Source organism: Phaeobacter sp. JH20_34 (assembly GCF_048056095.1).
Classification (GTDB): domain Bacteria; phylum Pseudomonadota; class Alphaproteobacteria; order Rhodobacterales; family Rhodobacteraceae; genus Phaeobacter; species Phaeobacter bryozoorum.
This window is the reverse complement of the sequence record NZ_JAYMWT010000021.1, coordinates 349,541-364,430: the sequence shown is the minus strand read 5'-3', so window position 1 is coordinate 364,430 and position 14,890 is coordinate 349,541. Positions and strand designations below refer to the sequence as shown.

At 64.2% G+C, this 14,890-nt stretch carries 18 protein-coding genes; 13 read left to right on the top strand and 5 right to left on the bottom strand.

Annotated elements, in window-relative coordinates:
- Positions 1–66: 66 nt before the first annotated feature.
- Positions 67–1,158 carry a GlxA family transcriptional regulator gene (locus VWZ81_RS16350; protein WP_260114364.1) on the bottom strand — a complete coding sequence of 364 codons (1,092 nt, stop codon included), beginning with the start codon at positions 1,156–1,158 and terminating at the stop codon, positions 67–69.
- A gap of 132 nt (positions 1,159–1,290) precedes the next feature.
- Here VWZ81_RS16350 and VWZ81_RS16345 point away from each other — a divergent pair, with 132 nt between their 5' ends.
- The 4 genes from VWZ81_RS16345 to VWZ81_RS16330 all read left to right on the top strand — a co-directional run bounded on the left by VWZ81_RS16345 (position 1,291) and on the right by VWZ81_RS16330 (position 4,900).
- On the top strand, positions 1,291–2,208 hold the full coding sequence (locus VWZ81_RS16345; protein ID WP_416543102.1) for a 3-keto-5-aminohexanoate cleavage protein: 918 nt from the start codon (positions 1,291–1,293) through the stop codon (positions 2,206–2,208).
- Between the two features lie 117 nt (positions 2,209–2,325).
- On the top strand, positions 2,326–2,661 hold the full coding sequence (locus VWZ81_RS16340) for a hypothetical protein (protein WP_416543101.1): 336 nt from the start codon (positions 2,326–2,328) through the stop codon (positions 2,659–2,661).
- On the top strand, positions 2,658–4,130 hold the full coding sequence (locus VWZ81_RS16335; protein WP_416543100.1) for a carnitine 3-dehydrogenase: 1,473 nt from the start codon (positions 2,658–2,660) through the stop codon (positions 4,128–4,130). The genes VWZ81_RS16340 and VWZ81_RS16335 overlap by 4 nt, the downstream gene beginning before the upstream one ends.
- Positions 4,131–4,141: 11 nt before the next feature.
- Positions 4,142–4,900, top strand: coding sequence for an SDR family oxidoreductase (locus tag VWZ81_RS16330; protein WP_340544918.1), 759 nt, complete (start codon positions 4,142–4,144; stop codon positions 4,898–4,900).
- A 78-nt stretch (positions 4,901–4,978) separates the two neighbouring features.
- On the opposite strand, the gene VWZ81_RS16325 is transcribed toward VWZ81_RS16330, so the two are convergent.
- Positions 4,979–5,851 carry a helix-turn-helix domain-containing protein gene (locus tag VWZ81_RS16325; protein WP_416543099.1) on the bottom strand — a complete coding sequence of 291 codons (873 nt, stop codon included), beginning with the start codon at positions 5,849–5,851 and terminating at the stop codon, positions 4,979–4,981.
- A gap of 108 nt (positions 5,852–5,959) precedes the next feature.
- On the opposite strand from VWZ81_RS16325, the gene VWZ81_RS16320 reads away from it, so the two are divergent.
- Genes VWZ81_RS16320 through VWZ81_RS16310 form a run of 3 tightly spaced genes read left to right on the top strand, consistent with a single transcriptional unit; the run spans position 5,960 to position 8,020 of the window.
- Entirely contained in the window at positions 5,960–6,166 is a 207-nt protein-coding gene (locus tag VWZ81_RS16320; RefSeq protein WP_340544921.1) for a DUF2061 domain-containing protein, read from the top strand.
- The gene (locus VWZ81_RS16315; RefSeq protein WP_416543098.1) at positions 6,159–7,100 is read left to right on the top strand and encodes a fatty acid desaturase; all 942 of its coding nucleotides are present in this window, start codon (positions 6,159–6,161) and stop codon (positions 7,098–7,100) included. The genes VWZ81_RS16320 and VWZ81_RS16315 overlap by 8 nt, the downstream gene beginning before the upstream one ends.
- 17 nt (positions 7,101–7,117) lie before the next feature.
- The gene (locus VWZ81_RS16310; protein ID WP_340544924.1) at positions 7,118–8,020 is read left to right on the top strand and encodes a DMT family transporter; all 903 of its coding nucleotides are present in this window, start codon (positions 7,118–7,120) and stop codon (positions 8,018–8,020) included.
- A 32-nt stretch (positions 8,021–8,052) separates the two neighbouring features.
- On the opposite strand, the gene VWZ81_RS16305 is transcribed toward VWZ81_RS16310, so the two are convergent.
- Together VWZ81_RS16305 and VWZ81_RS16300 are read right to left on the bottom strand one after the other, a co-directional pair.
- On the bottom strand, positions 8,053–8,820 hold the full coding sequence (locus VWZ81_RS16305; protein ID WP_416534784.1) for an NUDIX hydrolase: 768 nt from the start codon (positions 8,818–8,820) through the stop codon (positions 8,053–8,055).
- 28 nt (positions 8,821–8,848) lie between these two features.
- Entirely contained in the window at positions 8,849–9,265 is a 417-nt protein-coding gene (locus VWZ81_RS16300) for a DUF983 domain-containing protein (RefSeq protein ID WP_416543097.1), read from the bottom strand.
- A 235-nt stretch (positions 9,266–9,500) separates the two neighbouring features.
- On the opposite strand from VWZ81_RS16300, the gene VWZ81_RS16295 reads away from it, so the two are divergent.
- The 4 genes from VWZ81_RS16295 to VWZ81_RS16280 all read left to right on the top strand — a co-directional run bounded on the left by VWZ81_RS16295 (position 9,501) and on the right by VWZ81_RS16280 (position 11,637).
- Entirely contained in the window at positions 9,501–10,004 is a 504-nt protein-coding gene (locus VWZ81_RS16295) for an EF-hand domain-containing protein (protein ID WP_416543096.1), read from the top strand.
- A 64-nt stretch (positions 10,005–10,068) separates the two neighbouring features.
- Positions 10,069–10,692, top strand: a complete 624-nt coding sequence (locus tag VWZ81_RS16290; protein WP_416543095.1) for an RNA polymerase sigma factor — start codon at positions 10,069–10,071, stop codon at positions 10,690–10,692.
- On the top strand, positions 10,685–11,161 hold the full coding sequence (locus tag VWZ81_RS16285) for a hypothetical protein (RefSeq protein WP_416543094.1): 477 nt from the start codon (positions 10,685–10,687) through the stop codon (positions 11,159–11,161). The genes VWZ81_RS16290 and VWZ81_RS16285 overlap by 8 nt, the downstream gene beginning before the upstream one ends.
- A complete protein-coding gene (locus tag VWZ81_RS16280) occupies positions 11,158–11,637 on the top strand; it encodes a periplasmic heavy metal sensor (protein WP_416534788.1) in 480 nt (159 codons plus the stop codon). The genes VWZ81_RS16285 and VWZ81_RS16280 overlap by 4 nt, the downstream gene beginning before the upstream one ends.
- Positions 11,638–11,955: 318 nt before the next feature.
- Here VWZ81_RS16280 and VWZ81_RS16275 read toward each other — a convergent pair whose 3' ends face one another.
- A complete protein-coding gene (locus tag VWZ81_RS16275; RefSeq protein WP_340544937.1) occupies positions 11,956–13,386 on the bottom strand; it encodes a diguanylate cyclase domain-containing protein in 1,431 nt (476 codons plus the stop codon).
- A 115-nt stretch (positions 13,387–13,501) separates the two neighbouring features.
- Between VWZ81_RS16275 and VWZ81_RS16270 the strand changes: the two genes are divergently transcribed.
- Both VWZ81_RS16270 and VWZ81_RS16265 read left to right on the top strand, forming a co-directional pair.
- Positions 13,502–13,786, top strand: a complete 285-nt coding sequence (locus VWZ81_RS16270) for a DUF3572 domain-containing protein (protein WP_416543093.1) — start codon at positions 13,502–13,504, stop codon at positions 13,784–13,786.
- Between the two features lie 298 nt (positions 13,787–14,084).
- The gene (locus tag VWZ81_RS16265; protein WP_416539306.1) at positions 14,085–14,774 is read left to right on the top strand and encodes an HAD family hydrolase; all 690 of its coding nucleotides are present in this window, start codon (positions 14,085–14,087) and stop codon (positions 14,772–14,774) included.
- Positions 14,775–14,890: the final 116 nt, after the last annotated feature.

Sequence of the window (14,890 nt, the reverse complement as noted above, 5' to 3'; positions counted from 1 at the left end):
TGGCGGTGCTGCTGGCAGAACGGGCACGCCCGCCGGGGCGCCCGTTCTGATCTGCAAAAGGCTCAGTCAGTAAGAACCGGTTGAGTGCCGTGGCAGTGGTCCGCTCTGGCGCAGCGAGGTCTGGCCCTGCGACAGGGGGGCTTGGCTGAACAGCGGTTTGCTTGCCGCCAGACGTGGCGTTGCGGCGGTTGCGAGGCTGGTCTGGCGCAGTTCGCGCGCGGTGATGCCATGGGCGGTGCGGAAGGCGCGGGCAAAGCTCGACTGCGAGTTGAAGCCGGTGGCCAGCGCGACCTCCATGATCGGCAGATCGGTGTCGGTCACCAGTCGGCGTGCCTCGGCCAGACGCAGTTGCAGATAATGGTCCTGCGGCGTCGTATTCAGCCGCAGGCGGAACTGCTGTTGCAGGCTGCGGGTGCTGGTTCCCAGTTCCTCGGCAATCTCGCTGAGCGGTTTGGGATCGTCCAGCGCGGCCTCCATCAGGGCGTTGGCCCGTGCCGTGAGCGAGGAATGTCTGGAGCTGCCAAGGCGGCTTTGCGGCCGTTCGGTCGAGCCGGGGCCATCGTAGAGGAACAGGCCGGCCACGCGTGAGGCAAAGCCCGCACCATGACGGCTGCCGATGATATGCAGCATCATCTCGATCGCCGGGGTCGCCCCGCCGGAGGTCATCCGCCCCTCGGAGAGGGTGAAGCGGTCGTTGCGGCTTTGCACGCCCGGAAAGCGGCTGGCGAAATTGTCCAGATCTTCCCAATGTGTCGTCGCGGGGTGGCCATCAAGCAGGCCGGCCTCGGCCATCAGCCAGGGGCCGCCGTCGATGCCCGCGATGGTCGCGCCACCTGCCGCCAGACGGCGCAGACCGGCGAGCAGGCTGGGGGTCGCATGGCGCGCGAGCTGGAAGCCGGCGATCACGATCAGCAATTCGCAGCTTTGCAGCCGGGCCAGCGGGATGCCGGGCACCGAGAGGCCGCTGGTCAGCATCGCAGGCTCGCTGGTGGCGGTGACATAGTCCCAGTCGAATGCGCCGCGACCTGCCAGCCGATTGGCCGCGCGCATCGGATCGACGGCCGCGGCGAAGGACAGCGTATTGCTCTCATCAAGCACCAAAACAGCGGTTTTTAGCGGCTGATTCTCGGGCTGGAGGATGTTTTTTGCGGATTTCATCAAGTTCGATTCGCATGTTGACTAGTGGGTGCACCAAGGCTGCGGCACTGTTGAAAGCAACACAAACAGGAATCTGGGGGCAGGCTTGGGGATAACTCGGGCACAACCCTGTACATCGAGGGGAAAACCAAAATGCCTCTGAATATGGCCAAAAACGTCTTTATCACCTGCGCCGTGACCGGCTCTGGCAGCACCCAGGATCGCAGCCCGCATGTGCCCAGATCACCCCAGGCGATTGCCGATAGCGCGATTGCGGCGGCCAAGGCCGGGGCGGCGATCGTGCATTGCCACGTGCGTGATCCCGAGACCGGTGCCCCCAGCCGACGGCTGGATCTGTACCGCGAGGTGACCGAGCGGATCCGCGATGCGGATGTCGATGTGGTGCTGAACCTGACAGCGGGCATGGGCGGTGACATGGTGTTTGGCGACACCGAAAACCCGCTGCCGCTGAGCGAGGCTGGCACCGATATGATCGGCGCCACCGCCCGGATGGCGCATGTGGCTGAGTGCCTGCCGGAGATCTGCACGCTGGATTGCGGCACGATGAACTTCGCCGAGGCCGATTACGTGATGACCAACACGCCGGGCATGTTGCGCGCCATGGGCCAGATGATGACCGATCTGGGGGTGAAGCCGGAGATCGAAGCCTTCGACACCGGTCATCTGTGGTTCGCCAAGGAGCTGGTGAAGGAAGGCGTGCTGAACAGCCCGGCGCTGGTCCAGCTGTGCATGGGGGTCCCCTGGGGCGCGCCCAATGACCTCAACACCTTCATGGCGATGGTCAATAATGTGCCGGGTGACTGGGACTGGTCGGCGTTCTCGCTGGGGCGCGATCAGATGGCCTATGTGGCGGCCTCCGTGTTGGCGGGCGGCAATGTGCGGGTGGGTCTTGAGGACAACCTGTGGCTCGGCAAGGGGCAGCTGGCGGAAAACTGGCAGCTGGTCGAACGGGCGGGCACCATCATCGAGAACATGGGGGCCCGTGTGATGGGGCCGCAGGACGTGCGGGAGCAGCTGGGTCTGGTGAAACGCGCACCGGTGGCGACGTAAGCATTCAAAACCGGGGGTGACATGCGTGCACCCCCTGTGCACCGGCCAATTGGCCCTGCTTGAACTTGGCAGCGAAAACCCAATGATGCGAATCATAACCAAAAAGGGGATTTCAGCATGGTTTTGGTAATGACGCTTCCGTTTGCAGGGATTGTTGGTCTTTCTGCCTTTCTTCAGGCAAGCGATGGCGGATGGAGGTACTTTGCCGCCGCGGTCGCCATGATGGCTGCAGCGTTGGCCGCTCCGGCATTTCTTCATGAGGGCTGGCAACAGAATGGGCAAATTGCGTTTCTCGTGGGAAGCGGTTTCAACGCAGGTGCATTGGTGTTGGCTGGCGCAGTGATCGGTTTGATCGGCAAGCGAATCAGTACAGCAGGAAAAGTAGGAGGCGTGGCATTTCTTGTCGGTATTGCCACGCTATGGACCTGGACTTGGATGAGTATTCTGACATGAAAACAGCAGCAATCATCGGCGGCGGGGTTATCGGCGGCGGCTGGGCCGCGCGGTTCCTGCTGAATGGCTGGAACGTGCGGGTGTTCGACCCGGACCCGGAAGCGAAGCGCAAGATCGGCGAAGTGCTGGGGAATGCCCGCCGGAGCTTGCCCGGCCTTGGCAATGTGGCGCTGCCTGCGGAGGGCAGCCTGACCTTCCATGACACCATTGCGGAGGCCGTGGACGGCGCGGCATGGGTTCAGGAGAGCGTGCCGGAGCGGCTGGACCTGAAACAGAAGGTTTATGCCGAGCTGCAGGCGCATTGCGCGCCGGATGCGGTGATCGGCTCCTCCACCTCGGGCTTCAAGCCGTCACAATTGCAGGACGGGCGCGAGAACCCCGGTCAGATCGTGGTCGCGCATCCGTTCAACCCGGTCTACCTGCTGCCGCTGGCGGAGCTGGTCACCACCGGGGCCAACCCGGCGGGTGTTGTCGACCGGGCCAAGGCGATCATCACCGAGATCGGCATGTACCCGCTGCACCTGAAGAAAGAGATCGACGCCCATGTGGCGGATCGTTTCCTGGAGGCAGTCTGGCGCGAGGCGCTGTGGCTGGTCAAGGACGGTATCGCTACCACCGAGGAGATCGACAACGCGATCCGCTATGGCTTTGGCATCCGCTGGGCGCAGATGGGTCTGTTCGAGACCTACCGGGTGGCGGGCGGCGAGGCGGGCATGAAGCATTTCATGGCGCAGTTCGGCCCCTGCCTCAGCTGGCCCTGGACCAAGCTGATGGATGTGCCGGAGTTCACCGATGAGCTGGTAGACCTGATCGCGGGCCAGTCGGACGCGCAGTCCGGCCAGTATTCGATCCGCGAGCTGGAGCGGCACCGGGACGACAACCTGGTCGGCATGATGCGGGCGCTGGGCGCCAATGACTGGGGCACCGGCGCGCTGCAGAATGCCCATGACCGGGGCCGCGAGAGCGAGGCCGGTCTGGTGCGCGCGATTGATGACATCGAGGACCTGAGCCAGCCGGTGCTGACCCAGAGCCGCGTGGTGCCGCTGGATTGGACCGATTACAACGGCCACATGACCGAGAGCCGCTATCTGGATGCCTTTGCGCAATCCACCGACCGGCTGATGATGATCATCGGCTGCAATGCGGAGTATATCGCCAGTGGCGGCAGCTATTTCACCGCCGAGACCCATATCCGCCACATCGACGAGGTGCACGCGGGCGACCCGATCCAGGTGCGGACACGGGTGATCATGGGCGCTGGCAAGAAGATGCACCTGTGGCACGAAATGTATTCGGGCGAGCGTCTGCTGGCGACGGGCGAGCATATGCTGCTGCATGTGGACCTTGCGACCCGCCGCTCTGCCCCGCCTGCGCCGCATATCGAGGCCAATCTGGTGAAGCTGGCCGAGGCTCATGCGGCGCTGCCCGCGCCGGACGGGCTGGGCCGCGCCATCGGCGCGCCACGGTGAGTACCGAGGGCATGAGCCGGGTTCTGATCACCGCCGGCGGGTCAGGAATTGGCCGCGCCATGGCCGAGGGCTTTGCCGCCGCCGGGCATCAGGTCTGGGTCACGGATGTGAGCGCCGTCGCACTGGCAGACGTGCCGGAGGGCTGGAGGGCGACGGCAGTGGATGCCACCGATGAGGCGGGCGTCAAGGCGCTGTTTGCCGAAATCGCTGACGCCTGGGGCGGGCTCGATGTGCTCTGTGCCAATGCAGGGATCGCCGGGCCGACCGCATTGATCGAAGACATTGCGCTGGAGGACTGGCGCAAATGCGTGAGCGTCAATCTGGAGGGCTGCTTTCTGGCGGCGAAATACGCCGCACCTTTGATGAAGGCGGCAAAGGCCGGGTCGATCATCGTGACATCCTCAACTGCCGGGCAGTACGGTTATCCGAACCGGGCACCTTATTGTTCGGCCAAATGGGCGGTCATCGGCCTGATGAAGACGCTGGCGATGGAGCTTGGCCCCTTTGGCATCCGCGCCAATGTAATCTGTCCCGGAGCGGTGGAAGGCCCGCGGATGGAGGGCGTGCTGGAGCGCGAGGCGGCGGCCAAGGGCATGACCCGGGATGAGGTCTATGCGGGTTATGCCTCCGGCACCTCGATGGGACGGTTTGTCGAGGCCAGCGACATTGCCAATATGGCGGTTTTTCTGGGGTCGGACGCGGCGCGGCTGGTATCGGGGCAGGTGATTGCGGTTGATGGCCACACGGAGAATCCGGACCCGAAGCTGTGACGGTGGAGTGGCGGGCGGAAACGCTTGCCCAACGGTGAAATGTTCTGCCCGGCTGCAAGGCAGGCGCAGCCCTCGGTGTTAGGTGGAACCGCTGCCGATCGCGGCGCTGAGCGCTCTGAGCCGTCCCGGCAGCTGCCGGGCGGTGATATCGGCCTCGCGCACCAGATTGTCGAAATGGCTGGTGAAGGTGGCAATCCGCTCCTTGTCGCGGAAGGCCAGATAATGCGAGCCGGCATAGAACACCCCTAGGAGCGGGCCGAAGATGGTGATCGGTGAGGAATAAAGCCGCTTGGCATCAAAGAGATAGATGCGCAGGCGGGGGTAGAGCTGCTCACAGAGGCGTTCAAAGTGGGTAAGCTGCTCCCGCCGGATCTCTGCCGACAGCCCCTCATAGTAGCCGACGCCCTGAGCAAAGCTCTCCAGCTCATAGATGGGCATGGCGATTTCATAATCGGAGGCTGATTGGCGCATCCATGTCAGACGATCCTCCGACGCGCCGATGGCCTGATCGGCGGTGCGGCCCAGATGCGGGGCATATTCCCATTCCAGCAGGGCGCGGGTTTTCAGCATGTCGGGCAGGGCGGCGGGTACATGGCGGATCTTGTAGCCCTGTGCCTCCTGGTGCCATTCAAAGATACGTTCATCCACCAGAGCGCGGGGGGCCTCGGTCATCGTCAGGCTGGCGGCCACCAGATCGGCGGCGTTCTCCGGGCGGTCCGAAAGGCTGAGGAGCCAGTCAGCAGAGACGCCGAGGGCCGCGGCGCAGGCGCCGACCACATGGGCGTTCGGCAGCCGCGCGCCGGCGTCGGTCAGCAGTTGCGAGATGGTGGAGCGGTCGACGCCGATGGCGCGGGCCAGCGCGCTCTGGCTGAGGCCGCTGTCGCTGAGCGCGCGGTTGAGACGCAGGCGGAACTGTTCGGCGCGTAGCCGTTTGTCCAGAATTTCAATCATGTGGTGATTATTATCACTGTTGCTGAATTTTGTTAATCATATTCCGAATTCTGCATCGTGTCGCGCCGGGGTAGGCCTGAGGGGAGCCGAAAAAACAGGAGGATGCGGATGGAAACGCGGGCGCGATCCGTGGCGAAGGCGGTGATCTGGAACCTGCTTGGCCTGATAATGATGGCAGGCGTTGGCTGGCTGGTGACCGGATCTGCCGGGCTGGGCGGCAGGCTTGCGATCCTGAACAGCTGCGTCGGGTTCCTGTGCTATGTGATCTATGAACGGGTCTGGGCAGGCGTGGGCTGGGGGCGGCGGCATGTCTGATCCGCATACCGCTCGCAGCGTTGGCCTAGACCGTTTCGTGCTCAATCCGGGGCGGGTCGAATGGGGCACGCTGGGGCTGATGCTCGGCTGTTACGCGGTCTGGGGCGCGGCACTGATCTGGCTGCCACCTCTATCGGTCTGGCTGGCGGTGCCGGTTCTGGCCTGTCTGATCACGTTGCATTCCTCGCTTTGTCATGAGGCGCTGCATGGGCATCCGTTCCGCCTGAGGGCGCTGAACGAGGCGCTGATGGCGCTGCCACTGAACCTTGCCATTCCTTATGGCCGGTTTCGCGACACCCATCTGGCGCATCACCGGGATGAGCGGCTGACCGATCCTTATGATGATCCCGAAAGCAATTACCTGGATCCGGCGCGCTGGCGGCGGCTGGGGCTGTCGGCGCGGCTGCTGCTGCGGGTGAACAACACGCTTCTGGGGCGGGTGCTGCTGGGGCCGCTGCTGGGGCAGATCCGTTTTATGGTGGCGGACTGGCGGCTGATCCGGGGCGGGAGCATTGCAGTGCTGCGCGACTGGCTGCTGCATATCTTGGGGGCTGGGCTGACGTTGTGGCTGGTGGGACAGAGCGCGCTGCCGCTATGGGCCTATCTGCTGGCGGCCTATCTGGGGCTTGCGATCCTGAAGATCCGCACCTTTCTGGAGCATCGCGCCCATGTCAGCCCGGCGGCGCGCACGGTGATCATCGAGCGGGGCGGTGTTCTGGGGTTTCTGTTTCTGAACAACAACCTGCATGTGGTGCACCATAGCCATCCGGGGGTGCCCTGGTACGCGTTGCCGAAGCTGTACCGAAGTCGGCGCGCGGAATTTCTCAGGCGCAACGAAGGCTATGCCTACCCGTCTTATGGCGCGGTCCTGCGCCGATATGCGCTGCGCGCAAAGGATCCAGTGGCACATCCGATCTGGTCAGAGCGCCGATAGCGCCCCATAAGGGCGGTATGACATTGTGGATCCCCATCGCTATCGCCGCGGCCAGTTTCCAGACGGTTCGCTTCATGCTGCAAAAAGTGCTGAGCAGCGTCACGCTGTCGTCGGCCGGCGCGACCTTTGCCCGGTTTGTCTATTCGGCGCCGGTGATCTGGGCCGGGCTGTTGGCCTATCTGGCGATATCGGGGCAGGGGATGCCCGCGCTGACCGGGCGGTTCTGGGTATTTGCCACCATTGGCGGGACGGCGCAGATCCTTGCGACCGTCTGCGTGGTGGCGCTGTTTCGCCAGCGCAATTTTGCCGTGGGCATCACCTTCAAGAAAACCGAGGTGATTCAGACCGCGCTGGTGGGGCTGGTGGTGCTGGGCGATCAGATCACGCCGCTGGGCTGGCTGGCCATTGTCATCGGCCTCTGCGCGGTGCTGGTGCTGTCGAAGACGCCCGAAAGCAAGGGGCCGTGGTGGCGGCATCTGTCCAGCCCGGCGTCGCTGTTGGGGCTGGGATCGGGGGTGCTGTTTGCCTTTTCCGCGGTGAGCTACCGCGCCGCCTCGCTTGAGCTTGACGCGCTGGCGCCTGCGTTTCGTGCCGGGGTCACGCTGGCCATCGTGGTGAGCCTGCAGACGCTGTTCATGCTGGTCTGGCTGAAGTGGCGGGAGCCGGGCGAAATCGCGCGGGTCTGGGCGGCGCGGCGGGTTGCGATCTGGGTTGGCCTGACAAGCATGGCGGGATCCTTCTGCTGGTTCTGGGCCTTCACCCTGCAGAACGCGGCCTATGTAAAGGCGCTGGGACAGATCGAATTGCTGTTGTCCCTGCTGGCATCGGTGCTGTTTTTCAGGGAACAGATCACGCGCCGGGAAATCCTGGGCATGGGCTTGCTGATCCTGTCCATTCTGGCACTGCTGCTGGCGATCTGAGCGATCGTGCGGGCAAGGCAACTGGCCGGGGGTCAGCCGTCCTGCGGCATCGGATAGCCGTTCAGCCGCAGAAAATGGCTCGATTCATCATCATTGCGAAAGAACGGCACGCTTGCGGGCGGGCCTTCCTGGCGGATGCGGCGGGTGACCTCGGCGAGCACCACCTCGGTGATGAAGGGCAGATCATAGGTGCGCACCTGGCTGAGCGGGATCCATTGCAGGTGCGACAGCTCATCCGAGGCGCGGGAGAAATCGTCGATATCGCTGCTGACATGCGCCGCATCCACCAGAAAGAACCGCGCATCAAAGCGGCGCGGGCGACCGGGGGGCGTGATGGCGCGAAAGACAAATTGCAGCGCCTCGGCGGCAGGCAGATGACCGGTCGCGGCAAAATCGACCCAGTCGGGGGTGGGGGCTGTCGGCCAGCTGCCGGGCTGCCCGAGGATGAGGCCGGTTTCCTCCCACAGCTCGCGGATGGCTGCGGCGGCAAGAGCGTGATGCAGATCCTCCTGCGCCTGCTCCGTCAGCCGTTCGCGACAGAGGGGCGGCAGGGCGCTGGCGAGCGGGACATCGGCGTCGCCCGGATCGACGGCGCCGCCGGGAAAGACCACCTTGTTGGGCATGAAGGCGGCCTTTGCCCCGCGCTGCCCCATCAGCACCTGAGGGTCGTCGCCCATCCGGTCGCGCACGGCGATAATTGTCGCGGCGTTGCGGATCGGTGTTGTGTCCCGGCGGGCAGTGGCGGCATCGGCGTAGCCGGTGTCCATGGTTGCCTGGGCCGGGCTGGGCGATTTGCTCATGTCTGGGTCTTCCTGTCGATTTTCGGGATCAGCTGTCCTTGCCGAAGCCGTGCATCCGGCGTGCCCATTGATAGGCGATCACGATGCCTTTCATCCGTGGCAGGAGGTACAGCGAGGACAGCAAACAGCCCAGCGAGAACACCGTGAAGGTGACCATCGGCTCGGGCCGCCAGGTGAAATAGACCACATGCAGCAGCGGGGCCATGATGTGGCCGACCAGCAGAATGGTCAGATAGGCCGGGCCGTCATCGGCGCGCGCATGGGTAAGATCAAGCCCGCAGTTGGAGCAGCTGTCGTTCACCTTCAGATAGGAGTGCAGCAGCTTGCCTTCGCCGCAGTTGGGGCATTTGCACCGCCAGCCGCGCAGAACGGCGGGCATGGTGGGGCGGTCTTCCTGATCGTTCGATTGAATATCGGCCGAAAGGGCCACAGATGACTCGGTCATGACAAATCCTATCTTTTGTCCGCTTATCTGAGCGTTTCTCCCATAAGTTTAAAGAGGCAGTGCGCCACAGTGCGTCGGCATGCCGCAAGACTGCGCTGCCAAGTGCTTCAGTGCAATGGACGGTTGAAGCTTTCTGCGACGGTTTTGAAGTTTTTGCGACGGAACCCGGATGGGGCTGCGTTTTGTTTCTGTGATCGGCAGCATGGGGCTGCCTGCTGCAAGAGGACGCGCAGATATGAAGCATACCAATTTTATTGCCGCTGTTGTTGCTGTCGGAGCTCTGATTGGGGCCACCGGTGCGATCGCCAAACCGGGGTTTGCGGGCAAGGGCGGGCATGGTCCACGGATGAGCTTTGAGGAGATGGACACCAATGGTGATGGTCAGGTCACCAGGAGCGAGATGGAAGGTCTGCGCGAGGCGCGCTTTGCTGCGGCGGATGCGGATGGCGATGGCAAGCTGACGCTGGCGGAGATGGAAAAGGCTGCCGAGGCCCGTGCCAAGACCCGTGCCGCAGCGATGCTGGAGCGGATGGACGCCAACAAGGATGGCGCGCTGAGCCTGGATGAGTTGCCGAAACCGCGCCGGATCGGAAAGATGTTTGACCGCGCCGATGCCAATGACGATGGTGCAATCAGCAAGGATGAATTCGAAGCTGCCCGGGCAAAGCTCCGTGACCGCCATGGCGCTGGTCACCGACCACGCGCCGGGGCGCAGGACAGCGGGACGGAACAGAACTGATCCGATACGACAGGTGCATAATTCTGCCGATACCCTGCAGCGGGCCCGTGATGAGGGCCCGCTGATGTCACCGCCTGACGTCAAAGCGGCGGCTGATGCGGGCGCTGTGGATGGTCCTGTGTTGGATGATCCCGATGGCGCCTTGCTGATCCGATTTGCGGCGGGCGACCGCGATGCGGCGGGTTTGCTGACCTCGCGGCTGGCGCCTCGGGCCTTAGGGGTCGCGATGCGGGTTCTGGGCAACCGGGCCGAGGCCGAGGATATCGCCCAGGAGGCAATGGTGCGTCTGTGGCGACAGGCGGAACATTGGGAACCCGGACGGGCGCGGCTGTCGACCTGGCTCTACCGTGTGGTGATGAACCTCTGTATCGATCACAAGCGCCGCCTGCGCGGGGGGCATGTGGATCTGGATGCGATACCCGATCCGTCCGATCCGTCGAAATCCGCCGCAGAGAAGATGCAGGATGGCGCGCGGCAGGATGCTTTGCAGGCGGCTTTGATGCAGCTGCCGGAGCGTCAGCGGCAGGCGGTGGTGCTGCGCCACATTGAGGATCTGCCGAACCCGGAAATTGCCGGGATCATGGACATCAGCGTCGAGGCGGTCGAAAGTCTGACCGCGCGGGGCAAGCGGGCGCTGGCGGCTCTTCTTGCCGGGCGGCGGGCCGAACTGGGGTATAGTGATGGTTGATAAAACTGGAAAAACTGCGCCCGCGGATATGGGCGATGATGCGCTGCATGAGCTGGATCCGGCGGCGCTGGAAGCTGCGGAGCTGGTGCTGGACGATCTGTTTGCCGAGGCGCGAACCGCCGCCCCGATGGCGCTGCCCCCGGCATTGGAGCGCGCGATCCTGAGCGATGCACAGGCGATGCAGGCGGCGATCCTGCAGCGCAGCGTGCCTGTGGGGGATCTGGCGGCTGAGCCCGCTGATATGCGCGACCGGATTTTTGCCGGGCTGCGGGATCTGCTGGCCGGGCTGGGCGGATGGCCTGCCCTAGGAGGCCTTAGCGTGGCGGGCGCGGCGGGGCTGTGGATCGGGCTGGCGCCGCCGTCGTTCCTGCCCGACCCGGTGAGCCTTGCCGGGCTGGAGATGAGTGAGGATGCGTTGCCGGATGACAGTTACGACCTGGCGATGGTGCTGAGCGAGGAGATGGAATGACCAACGAACCCCCCAGACCTGAGCGGCGTCGCTGGATGCGCTGGCTTCTGATTGCCTCTCTGGCGCTGAACCTGGTGATTGTCGGCATTGTGGGCGGGGCCGCCTGGCGGTTTGCGGGCGGCAGGGCCGCTGCCGGGATGCCACCGCCGGTGGGCGCGATATTGTTCCGGGATCTGGAGGTCGAGACCCGCCGTAGCCTGCGCAAAGCGGCAGAAGGCGAGCACGGCAGCTATCAGGGACGGCGTCAGGCCGAGGGGCGCAAGGTGGTGGATCTGCTGCGGGCCGACCCCTTTGATGCCGAGGCGCTGAGCGGAATGCTGGATGAACACGCCGAGCGGCGGCATGGGTTCCAGCGCTCGGTGCAGGCGGCCTGGCTGGATCAGGTGGTGGCGATGAGCCCGCTCGAACGGGCGGCCTATGCCGACAATCTGGAACAGCGGATCAAACATCCGCGTCGGCGCCGGTGGCCGCATTGAGCCATTTCTGCGCAGGCTAACAGGCATGAGGTGCGAATGATCGGGATATAGCACCTCGTCGAATTGCAACCATACCAAACGGGGCAGTGAGAGGATCGCTGCCCCGTTTCATGTTTCTGGACCCTTTGGCTGCTCGGCCGGTCCTGCCTGCGTCTGTGCCAGTGGCCTGCCGGGTTGTCCCGGTCTGTGGCCGCTGGCGCCCATAACACTGTCCCGTGTCTGGTGGTCGTGGTCTGTGTCCTGCGCCGCGCCATGGTCCGCGCGGATATCTCTGAGCCGTTTGCCCCGTAAGTAGTCCCGGAGCTGCGGTGGACTGCGTCAGGCGGCAAGCTCCGCGAGCGAGACCTGATTGCGTCCGGCATGTTTGGCCGCGTAAAGCGCCCGGTCGGCATTGGTGATCAGGGCGCTGACGGCGCTGTCCTGATCCTGAGGCGACAGCGCGGTGCGGCTGTGCTGATCTGCCGGGGTCGATCGCCCGCCGATCACCGCACCGATGCTGATGGTCACATAGATCGGTGTCTCGACACCGGCGATGTGAAACGGCTTGCTGTTGATCCGGTTACAGAGATCGCTGGCGGCGGCCTCGGCCATGGCCTCGCCGATCGCGGGCATCACGATCATGAATTCCTCGCCGCCGATGCGGGCCAGCAGGTCCACTGGGCGCAGCGCGGTCTGCAGGCGCTTGGCCGCTTCGATCAGCACGGCGTCACCGACCGGGTGGCCGTAGAGATCATTGATCTGCTTGAAGTGGTCCAGATCGGCCAGCATGACGGCAAATGTCTCGCCGGTCTTGGCCGATGTCTGCGCGACGCGCTCCAGAAATGGCTTGGCATAGCGGCGGTTGAAGAGGCCGGTCATCGGGTCTTCGACGGCGGCGCGCAGCCCGTTGCGCAGATTGTCGCGCAGCTGGTCGATCCGCGCCTTGTTGCGCAGCTGGCTATCCAGTCGCAGCGCCAGTTCGGCGACATCGAACCCGGACTGGAGCACATCATGAGCGCCCCGGTCCAGAGCTTCTGCGGCGATGGCGGGATCGGCGGGGTGGACGACAGCGATGACGACGGATTTCCGGGTGGCGGCGCGGGCGCGCAGGTCGGCCAGCAGGCGCAGGCCCTGCGCCAGCGTATTGCGGCCGAGTTCGATCACGATGGCATCCGGCACCGGTTCGCGCATCAGCGGATGCACGGCGCTGAACTGGTGGTTGCACAGGTGGTAGGGAACCCGCGGCGCGAGCTGCGCCTGCCAGTAGACCGCAGTGGCGGTCTGTTCGGTGACCAGCGCGACATGGGCGCCGCTCAGACCGGCGCTGATATGCGGGCTGGACAGGGGAAGGGCATAGCCATGCGAGCCGCCCTGTTGCAGATGCAGCTCTTCCTGGGTGCTGCTGGCGCGCAGCAGGCTGCGGATGCGGGCCTGAAGCATGGTGTCGTCGAGCGGCTGGCACAGCACGTCGTCGATGCCGGCGCTGAGAGCGGCCAGACGGCGGTCGGCGTCGCTGTCGCGATCAATGGCGATCATCGGGATTTCGGCAAGCTGGTCATCTGCGGCCAGCGCCTGTTTCACATCCATCGCCTCGCCATCGGGCAGCGACATCGCGCTGAGGATCAGGTCGGGGCGGCAGCGTCTGGCGGTCTTGGCAATATCGGCGACCGTTTCGGCCTGAACCACCCGGTAATAGGCGGCGGACAGCTGGACCTTTAGCATGATCCGGTTGGTCGCAACCCCGTCGATGATGAGGATAGTGCCCTGCACGTGGTGCCCTTTCGCCCCTTGCATTGGAATTGACTCAAGTTTTAATGAGACTGGTTAACAAACCCTTTCGTATTTTCATCAATTTGACAGCGAAGTGTCAGGAATGTGTGCCCATATGCTATTTTCCGCCGATGCAGCCGAGACTTTGGGCTTAAAAGCGCTTGCCTGGCTGGCGGGCAATGATGAGTTGCTGCCGGTTTTTCTGGGCGCAACCGGAGCGAGCGAGGCGGATCTGCGCGATCAGGCCGCAAATCCCGAGTTTCTGGGGTCCGTCCTTGATTTTCTGACCATGGATGACGCCTGGGTCATACAGTTCTGCGACAGTGTCGGGCTGGCCTATGATCAACCGATGCAGGCGCGGATGGCGTTGCCCGGCGGTTCGCAGGTGCATTGGACCTGAGCCACGCGGCAGCGACGCCCAGCCACGACTCCCAGCCGGGACGGCAGGTCTGCAATGGCTGTGATGGCGGGAATGTGACGCTGACGTGCGCAGCCGGTGGGCGCGGTGTTAACCGATTTGATTAACCCTCTCTGAACCAGGCGATCTGGGCGGTGCTGCCGCGCTCTGGTGTGGGGCGTGGCAATCGCCTATGACTCGGGCGACGTCTCCGGCAGCCTGCGGGCAACCGTTCCGCGTCTGACCCGTTGCGCTGATGTCAGGGCGCGGGATGAAACAGAGCTTTGATCTAGGAGAGCCCATGCCCGTTGATGCCCTGTTGTTCGACAAGGACGGAACCCTGTTCGACTTTGCCGAGACCTGGAACCGCTGGACCCGGCGGATGCTGGAGCTGCTGTCGGACGGCGATGCCGAGCGGTTGCAGGCGATGGCGGCGGCGATAGATTTTGACCTGGAGACGGGAAAGATCCTGCCCAGCAGTCTGGTGATCGCCTCGACCAATCGACAGGTTGCCGAGGCTCTGGCGCCATATGTGTCGACGATGGATCTGGATGCGCTGGAGCGTTACATGGCTGAAAGCGCCGGGGCGGCAGAGCTTGCAGAGGCGGTGCCTCTGGCGGCCTTCCTTGATGATCTGCTGGCGCGGGGCAAGGTGCTTGGGGTGATGACCAATGATGCGGAACTCTCGGCCAAATCGCAGCTGAGCCGCGTCGGTGTGCTGGATCGCTTTGCCTTTGTGGCGGGGTTCGACAGCGGCCATGGCGCAAAGCCGGATGCCGATCCGCTGCTGGCCTTCTGCGCCGCCACCGGGATCGCACCTGAGCGGACGGCGATGGTGGGCGACAGCCTGCACGATCTGGAGGCCGGTGCGGCGGCGGGGATGCGACGGATCGCGGTTCTGACCGGCCTTGCCGGGGCGGCGGAGCTGGAAGCGCATGCCGATGTGGTCCTGCCGGATATTGGCCATATCCCGGCCTGGCTGGACCGCTGACCGGCGGTCAGGGTTTGACGGACTGGACACATATGCCCAGAATTATGTGTTCTGAGACGGTTTGGCGCTGAAAAGCGACAAAACCTGTCGGGAACAGGCATTCCTGCCCGGTGTGA

Excerpts from the sequence above, each read along its gene's own strand:
- VWZ81_RS16350 (WP_260114364.1), bottom strand. The coding sequence starts at position 1,158 with ATGAAATCCGCAAAAAACATCCTCCAGCCCGAGAATCAGCCGCTAAAA.
- VWZ81_RS16345 (WP_416543102.1), top strand. The coding sequence starts at position 1,291 with ATGCCTCTGAATATGGCCAAAAACGTCTTTATCACCTGCGCCGTGACC.
- VWZ81_RS16340 (WP_416543101.1), top strand. The coding sequence starts at position 2,326 with ATGGTTTTGGTAATGACGCTTCCGTTTGCAGGGATTGTTGGTCTTTCT.
- VWZ81_RS16335 (WP_416543100.1), top strand. The coding sequence starts at position 2,658 with ATGAAAACAGCAGCAATCATCGGCGGCGGGGTTATCGGCGGCGGCTGG.
- VWZ81_RS16330 (WP_340544918.1), top strand. The coding sequence starts at position 4,142 with ATGAGCCGGGTTCTGATCACCGCCGGCGGGTCAGGAATTGGCCGCGCC.
- VWZ81_RS16325 (WP_416543099.1), bottom strand. The coding sequence starts at position 5,851 with ATGATTGAAATTCTGGACAAACGGCTACGCGCCGAACAGTTCCGCCTG.
- VWZ81_RS16320 (WP_340544921.1), top strand. The coding sequence starts at position 5,960 with ATGGAAACGCGGGCGCGATCCGTGGCGAAGGCGGTGATCTGGAACCTG.
- VWZ81_RS16315 (WP_416543098.1), top strand. The coding sequence starts at position 6,159 with ATGTCTGATCCGCATACCGCTCGCAGCGTTGGCCTAGACCGTTTCGTG.
- VWZ81_RS16310 (WP_340544924.1), top strand. The coding sequence starts at position 7,118 with ATGACATTGTGGATCCCCATCGCTATCGCCGCGGCCAGTTTCCAGACG.
- VWZ81_RS16305 (WP_416534784.1), bottom strand. The coding sequence starts at position 8,820 with ATGAGCAAATCGCCCAGCCCGGCCCAGGCAACCATGGACACCGGCTAC.
- VWZ81_RS16300 (WP_416543097.1), bottom strand. The coding sequence starts at position 9,265 with ATGACCGAGTCATCTGTGGCCCTTTCGGCCGATATTCAATCGAACGAT.
- VWZ81_RS16295 (WP_416543096.1), top strand. The coding sequence starts at position 9,501 with ATGAAGCATACCAATTTTATTGCCGCTGTTGTTGCTGTCGGAGCTCTG.
- VWZ81_RS16290 (WP_416543095.1), top strand. The coding sequence starts at position 10,069 with ATGTCACCGCCTGACGTCAAAGCGGCGGCTGATGCGGGCGCTGTGGAT.
- VWZ81_RS16285 (WP_416543094.1), top strand. The coding sequence starts at position 10,685 with ATGGTTGATAAAACTGGAAAAACTGCGCCCGCGGATATGGGCGATGAT.
- VWZ81_RS16280 (WP_416534788.1), top strand. The coding sequence starts at position 11,158 with ATGACCAACGAACCCCCCAGACCTGAGCGGCGTCGCTGGATGCGCTGG.
- VWZ81_RS16270 (WP_416543093.1), top strand. The coding sequence starts at position 13,502 with ATGCTATTTTCCGCCGATGCAGCCGAGACTTTGGGCTTAAAAGCGCTT.
- VWZ81_RS16265 (WP_416539306.1), top strand. The coding sequence starts at position 14,085 with ATGCCCGTTGATGCCCTGTTGTTCGACAAGGACGGAACCCTGTTCGAC.